The 15825-nt window shown below is 72.4% G+C and carries 14 protein-coding genes; 9 read left to right on the forward strand and 5 right to left on the reverse strand.

Annotation, left to right across the window (positions count from 1 at the left end; genetic code table 11):
• The first annotated feature begins 83 nt into the window (after positions 1-83).
• The 7 genes from BX286_RS28825 (at position 84) to BX286_RS28855 (ending at position 6080) form a co-directional block, all read left to right on the forward strand.
• The gene (locus BX286_RS28825) at positions 84-335 is read left to right on the forward strand and encodes a hypothetical protein (protein WP_079430422.1); all 252 of its coding nucleotides are present in this window, start codon (positions 84-86) and stop codon (positions 333-335) included.
• A complete protein-coding gene (locus BX286_RS28830; protein WP_079430423.1) occupies positions 332-742 on the forward strand; it encodes a helix-turn-helix domain-containing protein in 411 nt (136 codons plus the stop codon). The genes BX286_RS28825 and BX286_RS28830 overlap by 4 nt, the downstream gene beginning before the upstream one ends.
• Before the next feature lie 154 nt (positions 743-896).
• Positions 897-1412, forward strand: a complete 516-nt coding sequence (gene uraD / locus BX286_RS28835) for a 2-oxo-4-hydroxy-4-carboxy-5-ureidoimidazoline decarboxylase (RefSeq protein ID WP_079430424.1) — start codon at positions 897-899, stop codon at positions 1410-1412.
• Positions 1413-1414: 2 nt separating this feature from the next.
• Positions 1415-1804, forward strand: a complete 390-nt coding sequence (gene uraH / locus BX286_RS28840) for a hydroxyisourate hydrolase (RefSeq protein ID WP_079430425.1) — start codon at positions 1415-1417, stop codon at positions 1802-1804.
• A gap of 1 nt (position 1805) precedes the next feature.
• Positions 1806-2729, forward strand: a complete 924-nt coding sequence (pucL, locus tag BX286_RS28845) for a factor-independent urate hydroxylase (RefSeq protein ID WP_045947381.1) — start codon at positions 1806-1808, stop codon at positions 2727-2729.
• A gap of 198 nt (positions 2730-2927) precedes the next feature.
• Positions 2928-4331 (forward strand): 8-oxoguanine deaminase, encoded by a 1404-nt coding sequence (locus tag BX286_RS28850; protein WP_079430426.1) that lies wholly within the window; start codon positions 2928-2930, stop codon positions 4329-4331.
• A 360-nt stretch (positions 4332-4691) separates the two neighbouring features.
• Positions 4692-6080, forward strand: coding sequence for a nucleobase:cation symporter-2 family protein (locus BX286_RS28855; protein WP_121016727.1), 1389 nt, complete (start codon positions 4692-4694; stop codon positions 6078-6080).
• Positions 6081-6226: 146 nt separating this feature from the next.
• Here BX286_RS28855 and BX286_RS28860 read toward each other — a convergent pair whose 3' ends face one another.
• Positions 6227-7294, reverse strand: a complete 1068-nt coding sequence (locus BX286_RS28860) for an Lrp/AsnC family transcriptional regulator (RefSeq protein ID WP_100862556.1) — start codon at positions 7292-7294, stop codon at positions 6227-6229.
• Between the two features lie 164 nt (positions 7295-7458).
• Here BX286_RS28860 and BX286_RS28865 point away from each other — a divergent pair, with 164 nt between their 5' ends.
• Positions 7459-9405, forward strand: coding sequence for a hypothetical protein (locus BX286_RS28865; protein WP_148710299.1), 1947 nt, complete (start codon positions 7459-7461; stop codon positions 9403-9405).
• Positions 9406-9675: 270 nt separating this feature from the next.
• Positions 9676-10743, forward strand: a complete 1068-nt coding sequence (locus BX286_RS28870) for a saccharopine dehydrogenase (RefSeq protein WP_100862554.1) — start codon at positions 9676-9678, stop codon at positions 10741-10743.
• Positions 10744-10764: 21 nt separating this feature from the next.
• Here BX286_RS28870 and BX286_RS28875 read toward each other — a convergent pair whose 3' ends face one another.
• The 4 genes from BX286_RS28875 to BX286_RS28890 form a co-directional block, all read right to left on the reverse strand.
• A complete protein-coding gene (locus BX286_RS28875) occupies positions 10765-11415 on the reverse strand; it encodes a maltokinase N-terminal cap-like domain-containing protein (protein ID WP_100862553.1) in 651 nt (216 codons plus the stop codon).
• 94 nt (positions 11416-11509) lie between these two features.
• A complete protein-coding gene (locus BX286_RS28880; protein ID WP_079430432.1) occupies positions 11510-12793 on the reverse strand; it encodes a GDSL-type esterase/lipase family protein in 1284 nt (427 codons plus the stop codon).
• 287 nt (positions 12794-13080) lie between these two features.
• Positions 13081-14700, reverse strand: a complete 1620-nt coding sequence (gene aceB / locus BX286_RS28885) for a malate synthase A (RefSeq protein WP_079430433.1) — start codon at positions 14698-14700, stop codon at positions 13081-13083.
• 272 nt (positions 14701-14972) lie between these two features.
• Positions 14973-15614, reverse strand: coding sequence for an NTP transferase domain-containing protein (locus tag BX286_RS28890; RefSeq protein ID WP_079430434.1), 642 nt, complete (start codon positions 15612-15614; stop codon positions 14973-14975).
• Positions 15615-15825: the final 211 nt, after the last annotated feature.

Below are 15825 nucleotides of genomic sequence, written 5' to 3' on the forward strand. Positions count from 1 at the left end.
CTTGATGGAAGACTGCAAGCAGGGCGTCCGACTTGTCAAGTGCCGGCTCCCGGAATCTCACGACTGCCGGGTAGCTTGGCGGCGTGCGATTGAGAGTGGAGTTCACGACCGAGCCCTTCGACCTCGAAGAGGCCCCCGCCCACGCCGTTGCCGCCCGCGAGGTCATCCAGAAGGCCCGGCTGGACGCGGTCGACGTGGGCCCGTTCGGCAATACGGCCGAGGGCGATTCCGACCGGGTGCTGGGAGCGGTGGCCGCGCTGCTGCGCGACGCGCTGGACGCCGGCGCCACCCGCGTCTCGCTCCAGGTCAATGTGATCGGTGAGGAGGGCGCATGACCGAGCCCCGCGACCACCCGTTCGTCACCGCGGTCAAGCCGCTCGTGGACGCGATGGGCGGCGAGCTCATGGACCCGGCCGGGGCCGAGCCCGACGACGTAGTGCTGACGTGGGAGGGGCAGGAGGTGGTGGCCGTGCGCCTGCCGCAGCTGTCGGACTCCCTGGACCACATCCTGGCCGCGCTGGAACGGCGGCACGGGGTCCCTCTGGCGCAGCTCGACCGGAAGTCCAAGCAGGACGTGGTACGCATACTGGAGGCGCGGGGAGCCTTCTCCGTCCGGCACGGCGTGGAAACGGTGGCGGGCGCCCTGGGTGTCAGCCGTTTCACGGTCTACAACTATTTGAACCGGGACTCCGCCGCTCAGAATCGGCCGAACAAGACAGCGAAGCAGAACAGCCCGGAGTGAGGGACGCTCCACCGACGGTCACGAGCCGCCGCCCAATTCATCCGGGCGGCGGCTTTTGTGTACAGGAAGTTTCAACAAAGTGTTGACGCCGTGTTGTCGAGGGCGTTAGCTATGCGCAGCCCGTCAAAGCAACAACAGGCCACGGAGGCCTACCGTGACTTCGAGCCCGACCCCGGGTCTGACCCGGTTCAACGCCTTGGACGACAGCGCGGCCGCGGCCGAGCTGCACGAGGTGTGCGCCAGCTCGGCGTGGGGGAGCAAGATGCTCGCCCAGCGCCCCTTCGCCACCGCCGAATCCCTGTACGCCGCGAACGAGGCCGCCATGGCGGAGCTCACCGCGGACGACCTGGGCGAGGCGATGGGAGGCCACGCGCCGATCGGCCGGCCGAAGCCGGGAGACCCGACCTCCGCCCGCGAGCAGCGTGGCATGGCCGGTGCCTCGGACGAGCTCAAGAACGAGCTCCTCGAACTGAACCTGGCCTACCAGGACAAGTTCGGCCACGTGTTCCTCATCTGCGCCACCGGTGCCACCGGTGAGTTCATGCGGGACTCGGTCAAGGTCCGGATCGAGAACACGCCGGAGCAGGAGCGGGAGATCGCTCGCGGCGAACTGGTGAAGATCAACCGGATCCGTCTGACCCGGCTCGTCGAGCTCGCAGAAGGAGAGTGAACATGAGCACCGAGACCACCGCGTCGGTGTCCACGCACATTCTGGACACCAGCATCGGCCGTCCCGCCGAGGGCGTCGCCATCTCCCTGTCGGCCCGCGCGGGCCTCGACGGCGAGTGGGCGGCCCTGGGCGGCTCCGCCACCGACGCCGACGGGCGCTGCAAGGACCTGCCGGCCCTGCCGGAGGGCACCACACACGTGCGTCTCGACTTCGAGACCGAGACGTACTTCGAAAAGAAGCAAGCCGAGGCGCAGCAGGACGCCCCCCGCGTAAGGGACAGCGGTGCGTTCTTCCCCGAGGTCACCATCACCTTCGCGGTGAACCCGGGCGAGCACTACCACGTACCGCTGCTGCTCAACCCGTTCGGCTACTCCGTTTACCGAGGGAGCTAGCATGGCCACGATTCTGGGCCAGAACCAGTACGGCAAAGCAGAGAACCGCGTCGTCAAGATCACGCGGGACGGCGACACGCACCACATCAAGGACCTGAACGTCTCGGTCGCCCTCTCCGGCGACATGGACGACGTCCACTACTCCGGCTCGAACGCCAACGTCCTCCCGACGGACACCACCAAGAACACGGTGTACGCGTTCGCCAAGGAGTACGGCATCGAGTCCGCCGAGCAGTTCGGCATCCACCTGGCCCGCTGGTTCGTGAACAGCCAGGAGCCGATCCAGCGCGCGCGCATCCGGATCGAGGAGTACGCCTGGGACCGGATCGCCACCTCGGACGCCAACTCGAAGTTCATCGGCTCCGACGAGGTCAACCACTCCTTCGTCCGCAAGGGCATGGAGACCCGCGTCACCCAGATCACGTACGACGGCCAGAACTGGGAGGTCATCTCCGGCCTCAAGGACCTGATCGTCATGAACTCCACCAACTCGGAGTTCTGGGGCTACGTGAAGGACAAGTACACGACCCTGCAGGAGGCGTACGACCGCATCCTGGCCACCCAGGTGTCGGGCCGCTGGCGCTTCAACTGGTCGGACGACGAGCAGCGGATGCCCAACTGGGAGAAGTCCTACGCCGAGACCAAGAAGCACATGCTCCAGGCCTTCGCGGAGACCTACTCCCTCTCGCTGCAGCAGACCCTGTACCAGATGGGTTCGCGCATCATCAACCACCGTTCGGAGATCGACGAGGTCCGCTTCTCGCTCCCGAACAAGCACCACTTCCTCGTCGACCTGGAGCCCTTCGGCCTCAAGAACGACAACGAGGTGTACTTCGCCGCGGACCGTCCGTACGGTCTGATCGAGGCGACGGTCCTCCGCGACGGCGCCGACGCCCGTATCCCCGTGGACATGACCAACCTCTGAACCACCCTCTGAGCAGTGCACGCGCGTCCCGGGGCTCCGCAGTGGCCCCGGGGCGACACCCCCACAGCTTCCTGAATCGGCACCCGGACGCATCACACGGGGCGGCAGTACTGTCAGCTGTCAGGCCCCCGGCTCCGGCACTCAAATCCCCAGGGTTTTGCCGTGCCCGCACCGCCACTGAAAGCACGAGGAAGTCCCATGGCAGCATCGGCAGCCCATGACGGCGCCGTAGAGCGCATCGTCATCGAGAACTGTGCGATCGCGACCGTCGACGCCAACGACACCGAGTACGCCTCGGGTCACGTCGTCATCGCAGGCAACAAGATCGAGTTCGTCGGCGCGGGCAACGCCCCCGAGAACCTCGAGAACGTCGTCCGCCGCATCGACGGCACCGGGCACCTCGTGACCCCCGGTCTGGTCAACACGCACCACCACTTCTACCAGTGGATCACGCGTGGTCTGGCCACCGACCACAACCTCTTCAACTGGCTCGTCGCGCTGTACCCGACCTGGGCGCGCATCGACGAGCAGATGGCGTACTCGGCGGCCCAGGGCTCCCTGGCCGCGATGGCCCGTGGCGGTGTCACCACCGCGATGGACCACCACTACGTCTACCCCAAGAACTCCGGCGACCTCTCCGGCGCGATCATCCGCGCCGCGTCCGAGATGGGCGTCCGCTTCACCCTCGCCCGCGGCTCCATGGACCGCAGCGAGAAGGACGGCGGCCTGCCGCCGGACCACGCCGTCGAGACCCTTGAGGGTGCCCTCGCGGACACCGAGGCGACCGTGAAGAAGTACCACGACGCCTCCTTCGACGCGATGACCCAGGTCGCCGTCGCCCCGTGCTCCCCCTTCTCGGTCTCCACCGAGCTGCTGAAGCAGGGCGCCGAGCTGGCCCGCCGCCTCGGTGTGCGCATGCACACGCACGGCTCGGAGACCGTCGAGGAGGAGAAGTTCTGCCACGAGCTCTTCGGCATGGGCCCGACCGACTACTTCGAGTCGACCGGCTGGCTCGGTGAGGACGTGTGGATGGCGCACAGCGTCCACATGAACGACTCCGACATCGCCGCGTTCGCCCGCACCAGGACCGGTGTCGCGCACTGCCCGTCCTCCAACGCCCGTCTGGCCGCCGGCATCGCCCGCGTCCCGGACATGCTGGCCGCCGGCGTCCCGGTCGGCCTCGGCGTGGACGGCACCGCCTCCAACGAGTCCGGCGAGCTGCACACCGAGCTGCGCAACGCGCTGCTGATCAACCGTCTGAACCCGGTGCACCGCGAGGCCGCGCTCAACGCCCGCCAGTCGCTGCGCCTGGGCACCTACGGCGGTGCGCAGGTCCTCGGCCGCGCCGACAACATCGGCTCGCTCGAGGTCGGCAAGTGCGCCGACCTGGTGCTGTGGAACCTGAACACCTTCCTGCACTCCTCGATCGCCGACCCGGTCACCGCGCTCGTCTTCGGCGCGGCCGCCCCGGTCACCGCCTCGTTCGTCAACGGCAAGCAGATCGTCGAGAACAACCGGCTGCTCTTCGCGGACGAGGACGCCATCGCGGTGTCCACCCGCGAGGAGGCCCAGCGCCTGGCCCGGATCACCGCGCAGGCCTGATCCCCACGGAGTCCGGCCGGGGGGGACGGCCCCCGGCCGGCCGCCGCGGACCCGAGCGGGGTCCGCGGCAGCCGTTCCCGGGAAGCGCCCGAGGAGAGATCCGACGGCGCCCCCGGGGCGGTGACGCGTGACACCCCCTCCCCGCACGGCGCGCCACCCGCGCCACTGCCACGGCACCCCCAGCCCCGACCGGGCCGGAACCACCGCGCGGAAGCGGTTTTGGGCGAATCGATTCCGCACCCCTTGGGACAGCAGAAGTCGCTCCACCCACAACTCCATACAGACTCGACCAGCACGCTTTCGCACCACCTCCCTGACACCCACGTCCCTGCCGACGTGTTTAACCGACCGGAGGAAGCCGTGGCCGATGCGCCCAGGTTTCGCAAAGATGCAGTCGCAGTACCGGAGGAGAAGCACCCGGTCGACGAGACCCTGCCTCCGCTCCGCATGTTCACCAGCGGCCTCCAGCACGTGGCAGCCATGTACGCGGGTGTCGTGGCCCCGCCCATGATCGTCGGCCCCGCCGTGGGCCTCTCCGCCACCGAGACCGCCTTCCTGATGGGCGCCTCCCTCTTCACCGCAGGGCTCGCCACCCTCCTCCAGACCCTCGGGTTCTGGAAGATCGGCGCCAAACTCCCCTTCGTCAACGGCGTGTCCTTCGCCGGCGTGACCCCGATGATCGCCATCGGAAAGGGGCAGGGGCACGACGCCATCCCCGTCATCTTCGGCGCGATCATCGTCGCCGGACTCGCCGGCTTCCTCGCCGCCCCCTACTTCGGCAAGCTCGTCCGGTTCTTCCCGCCCGTGGTCACCGGCACCGTCATCACCCTGATCGGCGTCTCGCTGCTCCCCGTGGCCTTCAACTGGTCCCAGGGCGGCAACCGCACCGCCACCGACTACGGCTCCATGAAGAACATCGGCATGGCCGCGCTCACCCTGGCGATCGTCCTGGTGATGCGCAAGTTCCTGCGCGGTTTCCTCCAGCAGATCTCCATCCTCCTCGGCCTGGTCGCGGGCACCGTCATCGCGATACCGCTGGGCATGGCGCACTTCGACGCCGTCCGGAACGCGGACCTCATGGGCTTCCCGACCCCCTTCCACTTCGGCGCCCCGCAGTTCCAGGTCGCGGCCGTCCTCTCGATGTGCATCGTGATGCTGGTCTGCATGACCGAGTCCACCGCGGACATCCTGGCCCTCGGCAAGATCGTCGGCCGTCCGGCGGACGCGAGGACCATCGAGGGTGGCCTGCGCGCCGACACCCTCGGCAGTGCGCTCAGCCCCCTGTTCAACGGGTTCATGTGCAGCGCCTTCGCGCAGAACATCGGACTCGTCGCGATGACCAAGGTCCGCAGCCGCTTCGTCGTCGCCGCGGGCGGCGGCATCCTGATCCTGCTGGGCCTGTGTCCGGTGGCCGCCTCCGTCATCGGGGTCGTCCCGCTGCCCGTCCTCGGCGGGGCCGGCATCGTGCTCTTCGGCTCGGTGGCGGCCAGCGGCATCCAGACCCTGGCGGGGGCGGCCATGGAGAAGGGCGAGAACGCCCTCATCGTCGCCGCCTCGGTCGGCATCGGCCTGATCCCGATCGCGGCGCCGAACTTCTACCACGCCTTCCCCAAGGACCTGCTGGTCGTCCTCGACTCCGGCATCAGCACCGGATGCGTGGTCGCGATCCTGCTCAACCTGGCGTTCAACCACCTCGGCTCCAGGAAGGCGGCGGCGGAACCGGCGCCGGAACCGGCCTTCGTGCACTGAAACCCCGGATCCCCGGGCGGCCCCCGGTCCCGGGATCCCCTCCACGCCCCCGGCGGGCGTGCGGCGGCGCGTACGTCACCCACTGCGGGTGTGGCGTACGCGGCGCCGCACGCCCGCCGGGGGCACCACTGCCCCAGCCCTGCCGATCAGGGCTGGTCCACCACCCCTGGCGCCGGATCCGTCCAGATGTCCGGCCGGACCGTCCGCACCCGCCGCCCCGTGTGGTCCAGCTCCTGCGCCTCCGACTTGCGTACGTGCAGCGCCACCGCCGAATCGGCGATCCGCAGCCCCGGCAGCCGCCGGGACAGGTCGGCCGTATAGCGTGCCAGCCCCTCGATGGTGCGCAGCCGGGCGCTGATCATGAAGTTCCAGGTGCCGCTCACCGACATACAGGTCCGCGTCTCGCGCAGCCCCGCGGCCACCGCCGCGCAGTCGGCGACCTCGTGCTCGCGCACCTCCGCCCACAGGGTCGCCGAGACCGGCCAGCCGGACAGCCCCGAGGCCATCGCACAGCTGTAGCGCAGGCCCTGCCCCGCCTCCAGCCGTCCCAGCCGGCGCCGTACGGTCGACTCGCTCATCCCCGACTCCCGCGCCAGCGAGGCCACGCTGCGCCGCCCGTCCGCGGCCAGCGCCATCAGCAGCGGCCGGTCCTCCTGCGCCACCGGGGCGACCGGCGGCGCCACCGCCCCCGGCGCGCCCGGGGCCCGCCGGGTACGCCCGGTCAGCAGCGCTGCCTGCGCCGGGGACAGGTGGTCCATCCGCCAGCGGTCGGGGGCCGAGTGCACCGCCGTGACCATCGAGGACCGGGTCCCGGTCACCCCGGGGATCCGCTGCACCCGGAAGGACAGGTAGCGGAACAGCATGTGCAGGTCTGGCACGGCCACGAAGGCCAGCAGGTCGCGGCCGCCGGTGGTGTGCTCCACCCCCATCGTGTGCGCGTCGCCGACCAGGGCCGCCCCCACCGCCGGGGAGGTGCCCGCCGCGCACATCACCTCCACCCACGCCATGCACGGGGCCTGGCTGCCCGTCCGCAGCCCCAGCCCCGACACCCAGGCCTCCCCGGCGGACGTCATCCGCTCCCAGCGCCGGGCCAGGGTCTCCGGGCGCGCCCCCAGGACCGGCGCCAGCCGCTCCCAGCTGGCGCGGGGCGCGAGCTGGAGGGCATGCACCAGTGCACGGTCGGTGTCGTCAATGGCGGAAATGGCCGAGTTCATACTTACCCCTGGCGGTTTTCCCGGCCCCGGACCGGTTAACCGGACTTTCGACTGATCATCTCTCTTCGTGCGCCGAACCGCCGCATCGGACGGCCGTGTGGGGGGTGGACGCGCGCAGCCCCAGGAGAGCAGCGGGAGGACGTATGGGGGAGCCCGGCTCGAGCATGCCTCAAGTGGTGCCCGCCGAGCTGTCCAGCCTCGTCGGCCGGGCCGCCGAAGTGGCCCGCGCCGTGACCCTGCTGGCCACAGAACGCCTGGTCACGCTCACGGGACCGGCCGGAGTGGGCAAGACCAGGATCGCCGTGCGCGCCGTCCGCGAGCTCTGCGGCGGCCGCGGCGCCGACATCGTGTGGGCCGACACGTCCCGGCTGGGGCCCTCGCACCCGGCCGACCTGGCCGCCGAGCTCGGCGCGGGCCTCGAAGGGCGCGAGGCGCTGCTGGTGCTGGACGGCTGCGAGCAGCTCGGCGATCGGGCCGGGGAGGTCGTGGGGGACCTGCTCGCGCGGTGGCCGGGGGTACGGATTCTGGCCACGTCGCAGCGGACCCTCGACGTGGCGGGGGAGGCCCTGCTGGCCGTCGGCCCGCTGGCCCTGCCCGCCGCGCCGCAGGACCCCGCCGCACCGTGTGCGGTGGCCGACGTGGCCCGGTCCGCCGCCGTACGGCTCTACACGGAGCGGGCGCGGGGAGCCGACCCCCGCTTCGAGCTCACCGAGGACAACGCCGGGGCCGTCGCCGCCCTGTGCCGCGCCCTCGACGGGATCCCCGGCGCGCTGGAGCTCGCGGCCGCGCGGACCCGCGGCCACGGCCCGGCCGAGGCGCTGCGCCGGCTGACCGCCGACCCGCTGGAGTTCCTGGCCGGCGGCGCGGGCCGGGCGGGCGGGGCCGACGCGCTGCGCCTGTGCCGGCTGGCCGCCCCCGGGGAACGGCTGCTGTGGGCGCGGCTCTCGGTCTTCGCGGGCTCCTTCGACGAGGCCGCCGTCGCCGAGGTGTGCGGGTTCGGCGCGCTCGGCCCGGGGGCCGCCGCCCAGGCCCTGCGGCGGCTGGCCCCGGCGCTGCTGGCGGAGCCCGGGTACGCGGGCCGCTACCGGCTGCCGCTGACCGTACGGGCCTACGCGGCCCGGCGGCTCGCCCGCGATCCGCTCGGGGACGGGGCCACCACCGTCCGCCGCCACCACGAGCGCTGCCGGATCACCGCCGAACGCGCCGCCCAGCTGTGGCGGTCGGGGGCGCAGCTGGAGGCCCGGGCCCTGGCCCTGCGGGAACTGCCCGAGCTGCGCCTCGCGATGGACCCGCGGTCGCCCGCCGGTCCCGCCGGCGCGCTGGAGATCGCCGTGTCGCTGTGGTTCCTCTGGTCGGCGTGCGGGCTGGTGGAGGAGGGACGCGGGCACCTGGAGCGGGCGCTGGCCCTGCACCCGCAGCCCCGGCCGGCCCGGGCCCTGTGGCTGGCGGCCTGGCTGGTGGCGAGCTTCGGCCAGGCGGAGGCGGCCGATCCGCTGCTGGTGGAGGCCTGGACCACGGCCGTGCAGGAGGGGGAGGACACCGTCCTGGCCTACCTGGCGCACGTCCGGGGCACCGTCGCCCTGTGGCGGGACCGGCCGCAGGAGGCCGCCGACGAGTACCGCGAGGCCCTCGAACTGCTGCCGGTGGAGCCCGAGTACGGGCCGGGGCGGCGGGCCCTGGAGTCGGGCCTCGCCATGGCCCTCGCGTACACCGACCCGGCGGCCGTCGCCTTCGGCGCCGGGGCGTCCGACGGCTCCGACCCCTGGGCCCGGTCCTGGGCGGGCTACGCGCAGGCCCACCTCCAGCGCCGCGAGGGCCGCCCCGCGCTGGCCCGTACCTGGCTGCTGCGTTCCCTGGAGACCCAGTTCACGCTGGGCGACCGGCTGGGCCAGGCCCTCTCGGTGGAGCTGCTGGCCCAGCTGGAGGCCGACCTGGGACGGTACGAGCTGGCCGCCCGGCTGCTCGGCGCCGTCTCCGGACACCGCCCGGCCTCCGCCTGCCCGCCGCGCGCGGAGCGGATCCTGCGGCTGCGGCTGTCCCCGGAGGCCCTGCGGGCGGCCTACGCGGAGGGCGCCGGGACCCCGCTGCGCGACCTGCTGCCGGAGCTGTGACCCGGCTCCCGGGAGCGGGGCGGGCGCCGGTTCCGACGCCGGGTCGGCGCCGGTTCTGACGCCGGGTCGGCGCCGGTTCTGACGCCGGGTCGGCGCCGGTTCTGACGCCGGGTCGGCGCCGGTCGTGAGGCCGGGGAGGACCGGCGGGGCACGGGGTGCCAGGGGGCCCGGAGTTGCCGGCCCGATCCGGCGTACGGCGTAAAGGACGCGGAAAGACATCGCTTGAGCGCTGGCTCGCCCCACCCCTCTGACCGGACAGGTGGTACAGCGATGGCCGAGACCCCGCAGCTGTGGATGCGCAGCGAGACCCGACCCACCGAACGGCGCGCGCCCCTGACCCCCGACGACGCCGGGCTCCTCGTCCGGCAGGGCGTGCGGATCACCGTGGAGGATTCCGGCCACCGCGTCTTCCCGCTCGACGCGTACGCCGCCGCCGGCTGCCGCACCGCCCCGGCCGGCTCCTGGGCGCAGGCCGCGCCCGCTGCGGCGTACGTCCTCGGCCTCAAGGAGCTCCCGCCCGCGCCCGAGGCCCTGCACCACCGGCACGTGTACTTCGGGCACGCCTACAAGGGCCAGCCCCAGGCGCCCGGTCTGCTGCGGCGGTTCGCCACGGGCGGCGGGACCCTGCTCGACCTGGAGTACCTGGCCGACGCCCAGGGCCGCCGGCTGGCCGCCTTCGGCTACTGGGCCGGGTACGCGGGCGCCGCGCTGGCCGCCCTGCACGCGCGCGGCCGGCTGACCGCGCCCCTGGTCCCGACGCCCCGCCCGGAACTGGACGCCCGCCTGCGGGACGCTCCGGCCGACGGGTTACGGGCCCTGGTGATCGGCGCGGGCGGCCGCAGCGGGCGCGGTGCCTGCGACGCCCTCGCCACCGCCGGGATCGCGGTCACCCGCTGGGGGCGCGGGGCCACCCGCCGGCTGGACCGGGCCGCGCTGCTGGACCACGACATCCTGGTCAACGCGGTGCTGACCACCCGGCCCGTGCCGCCCTTCCTGACCCCCGCGGACCTGGAGACCGGGACCGGCCGGCTCTCGGTGATCGCCGACATCACCTGTGACACCGGATCAGAGCTGCACCTGCTCCCGGTCTACGACCGCCTCACCGACTGGACGGTCCCGGTCCGGCGGCTGCGCGGCGGCACCCGCCCGGTCGACGTGATCGCCATCGACAACCTGCCCTCGCTGCTCCCGGCGGAGGCGGCCCGCGCCTTCTCGGCGGACCTGCTGCCCAAGCTCGTCGACCTGCACTCCCCGGCCCCGGACCCGGACTGGCTGCGCTGCCGGGCGGCCTTCACCACGGCGATGGAGGCGCTCACGGGCCCGGGCCGGGCGGCGTAGGGGGCGCGCCGCAGACCCGGTTCAGCCTTCCCGCAGCACGGCGACGGCCCCGCGCGCCCGCGTCCCGTCGGGCAGCTCCCACTCGGCGGTGACCCGGCCGAGCGCGCCGGGGCCGGTCAGGCCGTCCTCCGGCACCCGCACCAGTTCCAGGCCGAGCCGCCGCCCGCCCGCCTCCACCACGAGACGGGTGCCCTGCGGCCCGTCCTCCACGGCCACCACCGCCGCCCCGGCCGGCAGGGCGCCCTCGGCGGCCTCGGGGACGACGGCCGGGTCGGGGACGCCGGTCAGGCTCTGGTGCTGCGGTTCGGCGTCGCCCCGCAGGAGGGCGAGCAGCCGCTCGGTGAGCACCGGGTCGTGGGCGCCGTCGTAGATCCAGCGGGTGCCGAGGACCCCGTGCTCGGAGGTGCCGACGAGCCCCTGCTCGGCACCTTCGAGCGGGGCCCCGCGGTAGGTGAGCGGAACGAGGTAGGCCACGGGCCCGGTACCGGAGACGTCGGTGACGACCACGAACTCGATGCCCACCTCGCCCTCCGGGTCGTCGAGCCGGAACCCGCCGGCCCGGGTCAGCTCCGGGGCCCCGGAGGTTCCGGTGTACCAGGGGCGGGCCGGGAGCCAGGCGGCGATCAGCTCCAGCTTGCCGGGCTTCATGGTGGTGCGGTGGATGACGGCCATGTCCGGTCGGCTTCCTTCCGTGCTGCGGGCGTCCCCGAGGGGGCGGGCGGTCTCGTCCCGATCATGACAGCCCGCCCCCCGGGTCCTCACCGCATTACGGAGCGGATGTCAGGTACATCCCGCTCTGGTCGCCACCGGCGGTGTTCTTGCAGCTGGAGGCCGAGTCCGCGGGCTGGGCCGCGGCCAGGGCCAGGCAGCGGCCGACGGCCAGCTGGCCGAAGTAGTTCGGGTGCATGGACTCCTGGATCGGGCCCTGCGTCTCGTTGTTGTCGATCCAGCGGGCCCACTCGCTGGTCTTCGCCGACGCGGGGACCGTCGAGGTGACCTGCTTGCTGGCCTTGGCGCAGACCTCGCGGCCCTGCATCATGTCGCGCAGGTCCAGGAACTGGGTGCCCTTGTCCGCCGCGACCTGCTTGAGGCGGTTCGCCAGCTGCGGCACCAGGGAGTCGCGGGCCCAGTCCGAATCACGGTTCCAGAACGGACAGCCGCCGCTGTTGAGCCGGCTCCAGTCGCTCTGGGTGTAGCGGTTCTCGGCGCCGCGCGGGATCGGCGAGGGGTAGGACTGGAGCACGATGCGGTACGAGGAGTCGGTGTACCCGGCCTGCCGCATCACCGCCCGGATCTCGTCCACCGACTTGCCGACGTCGGCCATCACCCCGTCGATCTTCGCGTCGACGGCCGCCTGCTGGTCGTCGTAGCAGTACGAGCCCCAGAGCACGAAGTCGAGCGCGCACTCCTTGATGATGTCGGCGAAGCCCAGGTCGTTCCCGCCGACGGACAGGGCGACGACCTTCACGTTGCGGCTCGCGGCCACGGCCGCCAGCTGGTCGGCCTGCGGGGCCTCGCCCTTGTAGGACACGCCGCCGTTGGAGGCGCGGAAGACGTTCTGCGAGGTCGCCCCCGAGCAGGCCAGGTTCACGGCCGTCTCGGCGACGGAGCCCGCGCTCAGCACCTCGGCCGAGTCGGAGCGGTCGCAGCCGCCCGCCGTGCTGCCGTACACCTTCGCGGGGTCGTAGGTGCTGCCACTGACCCACGCCCGGTCAGTGCCATTCCTGCTCCCGCTGTTGGTCAGGCTGTTGCCCTTCCAGCGTCCGGCCTCGCCGGAGATGTAGCTGTCGCCCATGGACACGACGGCGGTGGGCCCGGTCCCGGGCCCGGCGGCGGCCGGGCCGGCTCCGCCGACGAGCAGCGCGCCGGCGGCGAGCGGTACGACCATCCCGGCGCCGGCCAGTCGCCGCACACGACGCCGGGCGGCCCGGTCCTTGCCGGCCTTGCGGAATCCGATCACTGCGGAACTCCTGCGGTCGGCCACGCCGAAGTCGGGAACAACTCCGGTGCGTGGCTTGGAAAGTGGGGGTACCGCCGGCGCCGGTGGCATCGGAAAGGTGGCACGCGCCCACTTGTTACCGCTAGGTACAGTCGGATTACGATGACGTAACGCCCGACCGGTCGGTCGGGCGCGGGAAGCTTCTCGGAGCCGGTCCGGGGCGGACCGGCGCGCGGCGGCGGCAGTTGGGGGAGGCCGCAGGGTTTCGCACCCGCGCACATCGCGCACCCGTCGGCAAACGGTCACGCGCCCGGGGAACGACTCCGCCCCCGGCGCCCGGGGAGGGCGGCGGGGGCGGAGGGGGTTCGGCTGCTGTGCGATTCAGCCGAAGTGGGGTGTCAGCCGACCAGCTGGTCGTACGCGGGGAGGGTCAGGAAGTCCGCGTAGTCGGCGTCCAGGGAGACCTTGAGGAAGAGGTCGTGGGCCTGCTGCCACTTCCCGGCCGCGAAGGCCTCGTCGCCGGCCTCGGCGCGGATCGCGGCGAGTTCCTCGGCGGCGAAGGTGCGGGTCAGTTCGGCGGTGGCGCGCTCGCCGTTCTCGAAGACGACTCCGGCGTTGATCCACTGCCAGATCTGGGAGCGTGAGATCTCGGCGGTGGCCGCGTCCTCCATGAGGCCGAAGATGCCGACGGCGCCCAGGCCGCGCAGCCAGGCCTCGATGTAGCGGATGCCGACCTGGACGGCGTTGCGCAGGCCCTCGTAGGTGGGCCGGGCGTCCAGGGAGTCGATCGCGATCAGGTCGCCGGGGGCGACGGCGACGTCCTCGCGGAGGCGGTCCTTCTGGTTGGGCTTCTCGCCCAGGACGGCGTCGAAGGAGGCCATCGCGATCGGGACCAGGTCGGGGTGGGCGACCCAGGAGCCGTCGAAGCCGTCGGCCGCCTCGCGGTCCTTGTCGGCGCGGACCTTCTCGAACGCGATCCGGTTGGCCTCGGCGTCCTTGCGGGACGGGATGAAGGCCGCCATGCCGCCGATGGCGTGCGCGCCGCGCTTGTGGCAGGTGCGGACGAGCAGTTCGGTGTAGGCGCGCATGAAGGGAGCCGTCATGGTGACCGCGTTGCGGTCCGGCAGGACGAACTTCTCGCCGCCGTCGCGGAAGTTCTTGACGATGGAGAACAGGTAGTCCCAGCGGCCCGCGTTGAGGCCCGCCGCGTGGTCCTTGAGCTCGAAGAGGATCTCTTCCATCTCGTAGGCCGCGGTGATGGTCTCGATCAGGACGGTCGCGCGGACGGTGCCCTGCGGGATGCCGACGTAGTCCTGGGCGAAGACGAAGATGTCGTTCCAGAGGCGGGCCTCCAGATGCGACTCCGTCTTCGGGAGGTAGAAGTAGGGGCCCTTGCCCAGGTCGATCAGCCGCTGGGCGTTGTGGAAGAAGTAGAGGCCGAAGTCCACGAGGGAGCCGGAGGCGGGGCCGCCCTCGAAGCTGAGGTGGCGCTCCTCCAGGTGCCAGCCGCGCGGGCGCATGACGACCGTGGCGAGCTGGTCGTTGGGCTTGAGGGCGTACGCCTTGCCGGTGCGCGCGTCCGTGAAGTCGATGCGGCGCTCGTAGGCGTCGATGAGGTTGAGCTGGCCGAGGACCACGTTCTCCCAGGTGGGGGCCGAGGCGTCCTCGAAGTCGGCGAGCCAGACCTTGGCACCCGAGTTCAGGGCGTTGATGGTCATCTTGCGGTCGGTGGGACCGGTGATCTCCACACGGCGGTCGTTCAGGGCGGCCGGGGCCGGCGCCACCTTCCAGTCGCCCTCGCGGACCTGTGCGGTGTCCGGGAGGAAGTCGAGCGTGGAGGTGCGGGCGATTTCGGCGCGCCGCTCGCCGCGTCGGGCGAGGAGCTCGGTGCGGCGGGGGGCGAACCGCCGGTGGAGCTCGGCCACGAAGGCGAGGGCCGCATCGGTGAGGACTTCGTCCTGCCGGGGCAGGGGCTCGGCGTCGACGATGGCCAGCGGGGACGGCGCTGGTGCGGACATATCTGTCACTCCTTCAGCGGCGGTGCCTTGCGGCCGCGGGGAATGCTCGCGCGAGACGGCACGCAGTGCCGCCGGGTGTGGAGAGTTCCGTGTAACGGTCGCGGGCGCCGTCTGGGGGTTCGGGCGCTTCTGACCAGTGGATAGTAATTTCCTCATGGTGGAAGTTCAATGGTTTGTTGATGTCGAGATTCTCTGAGTCGACAGATTCCGGTGGCCCGTGGCCCTCAGTGCCATCGCGGTCACAGCCCGCTCCGGCGGCGCCCCGGCCCGGCTCAGTCGAGGCGCGCCAGGTCGGGCGGGGTGTCGATGTCGAAGGCGGCCGCGACGTCCCCGCACTCCACCAGCATGAGCTCGTCGGCGTGGTTCTTCAGGTGGACCCGCGCCCCCTGGTCCCCGGTGGCCGTCGCCGTGATGTCCGCCCAGCGGTCCGCCCCGAACAGCACCGGATGCCCGCGCTCCCCCTCGTACGCGGCCGCCACCAGGCTGGCCGGGGACCGGTACGCGGCCCGCACCCGGGCCACCGCGGCCGGTCCGATGCCCGGCTGGTCCACCAGGGACACCAGCGCCGCGCCGGCCCCCGTGCCGGCCAGCGAGGCCAGGCCCACCCGCAGGGAGGAGCCCATGCCCTCCGCCCAGTCCGTGTTGTCCACGACCACGCAGCCCGCCAGGTCGGCACGTTCGCGCACCTCCGCCGCCGAGGCGCCCAGCACCACGTGCACCGGAGCGCAGCCCGCCTCGCGCAGCACGCGGACGGCGTTCTCCACCAGCGGGCGGCCGCGGTAGGGGAGCAGGGCCTTGGGGCGTCCCCCGAGCCGCCGGCCGCCGCCGGCCGCGAGGAGCAGGCCCGCGATCACCGGGGGCGCGCCGGTGGTCACCGGGGGAGCGGACGGGGACGTGTGTTCGGCTGCTGACATGGGAGCGATTCTCGCGCCTTCGCCCGTACGGGTGAGTGCCGTGCGAACAGTCGCCGCACGGAGGCCAGTGCGGCCCCGATCCGCAGGGGCTCGGAGATCCGGTTCTCGGCGGCCGCCAGCAGCGCCCGCTCGTCTCGGTCGGTGAAACCGTGGACATCGTCGTACGGCATTCCGGACTCTCCTTGCCAATCGGGGGCCAATACAGGGAGTC

It is taken from the genome of Streptomyces sp. 3211.6, assembly GCF_003634815.1.
GTDB classification, from domain to species: domain Bacteria; phylum Actinomycetota; class Actinomycetes; order Streptomycetales; family Streptomycetaceae; genus Streptomyces; species Streptomyces katrae_A.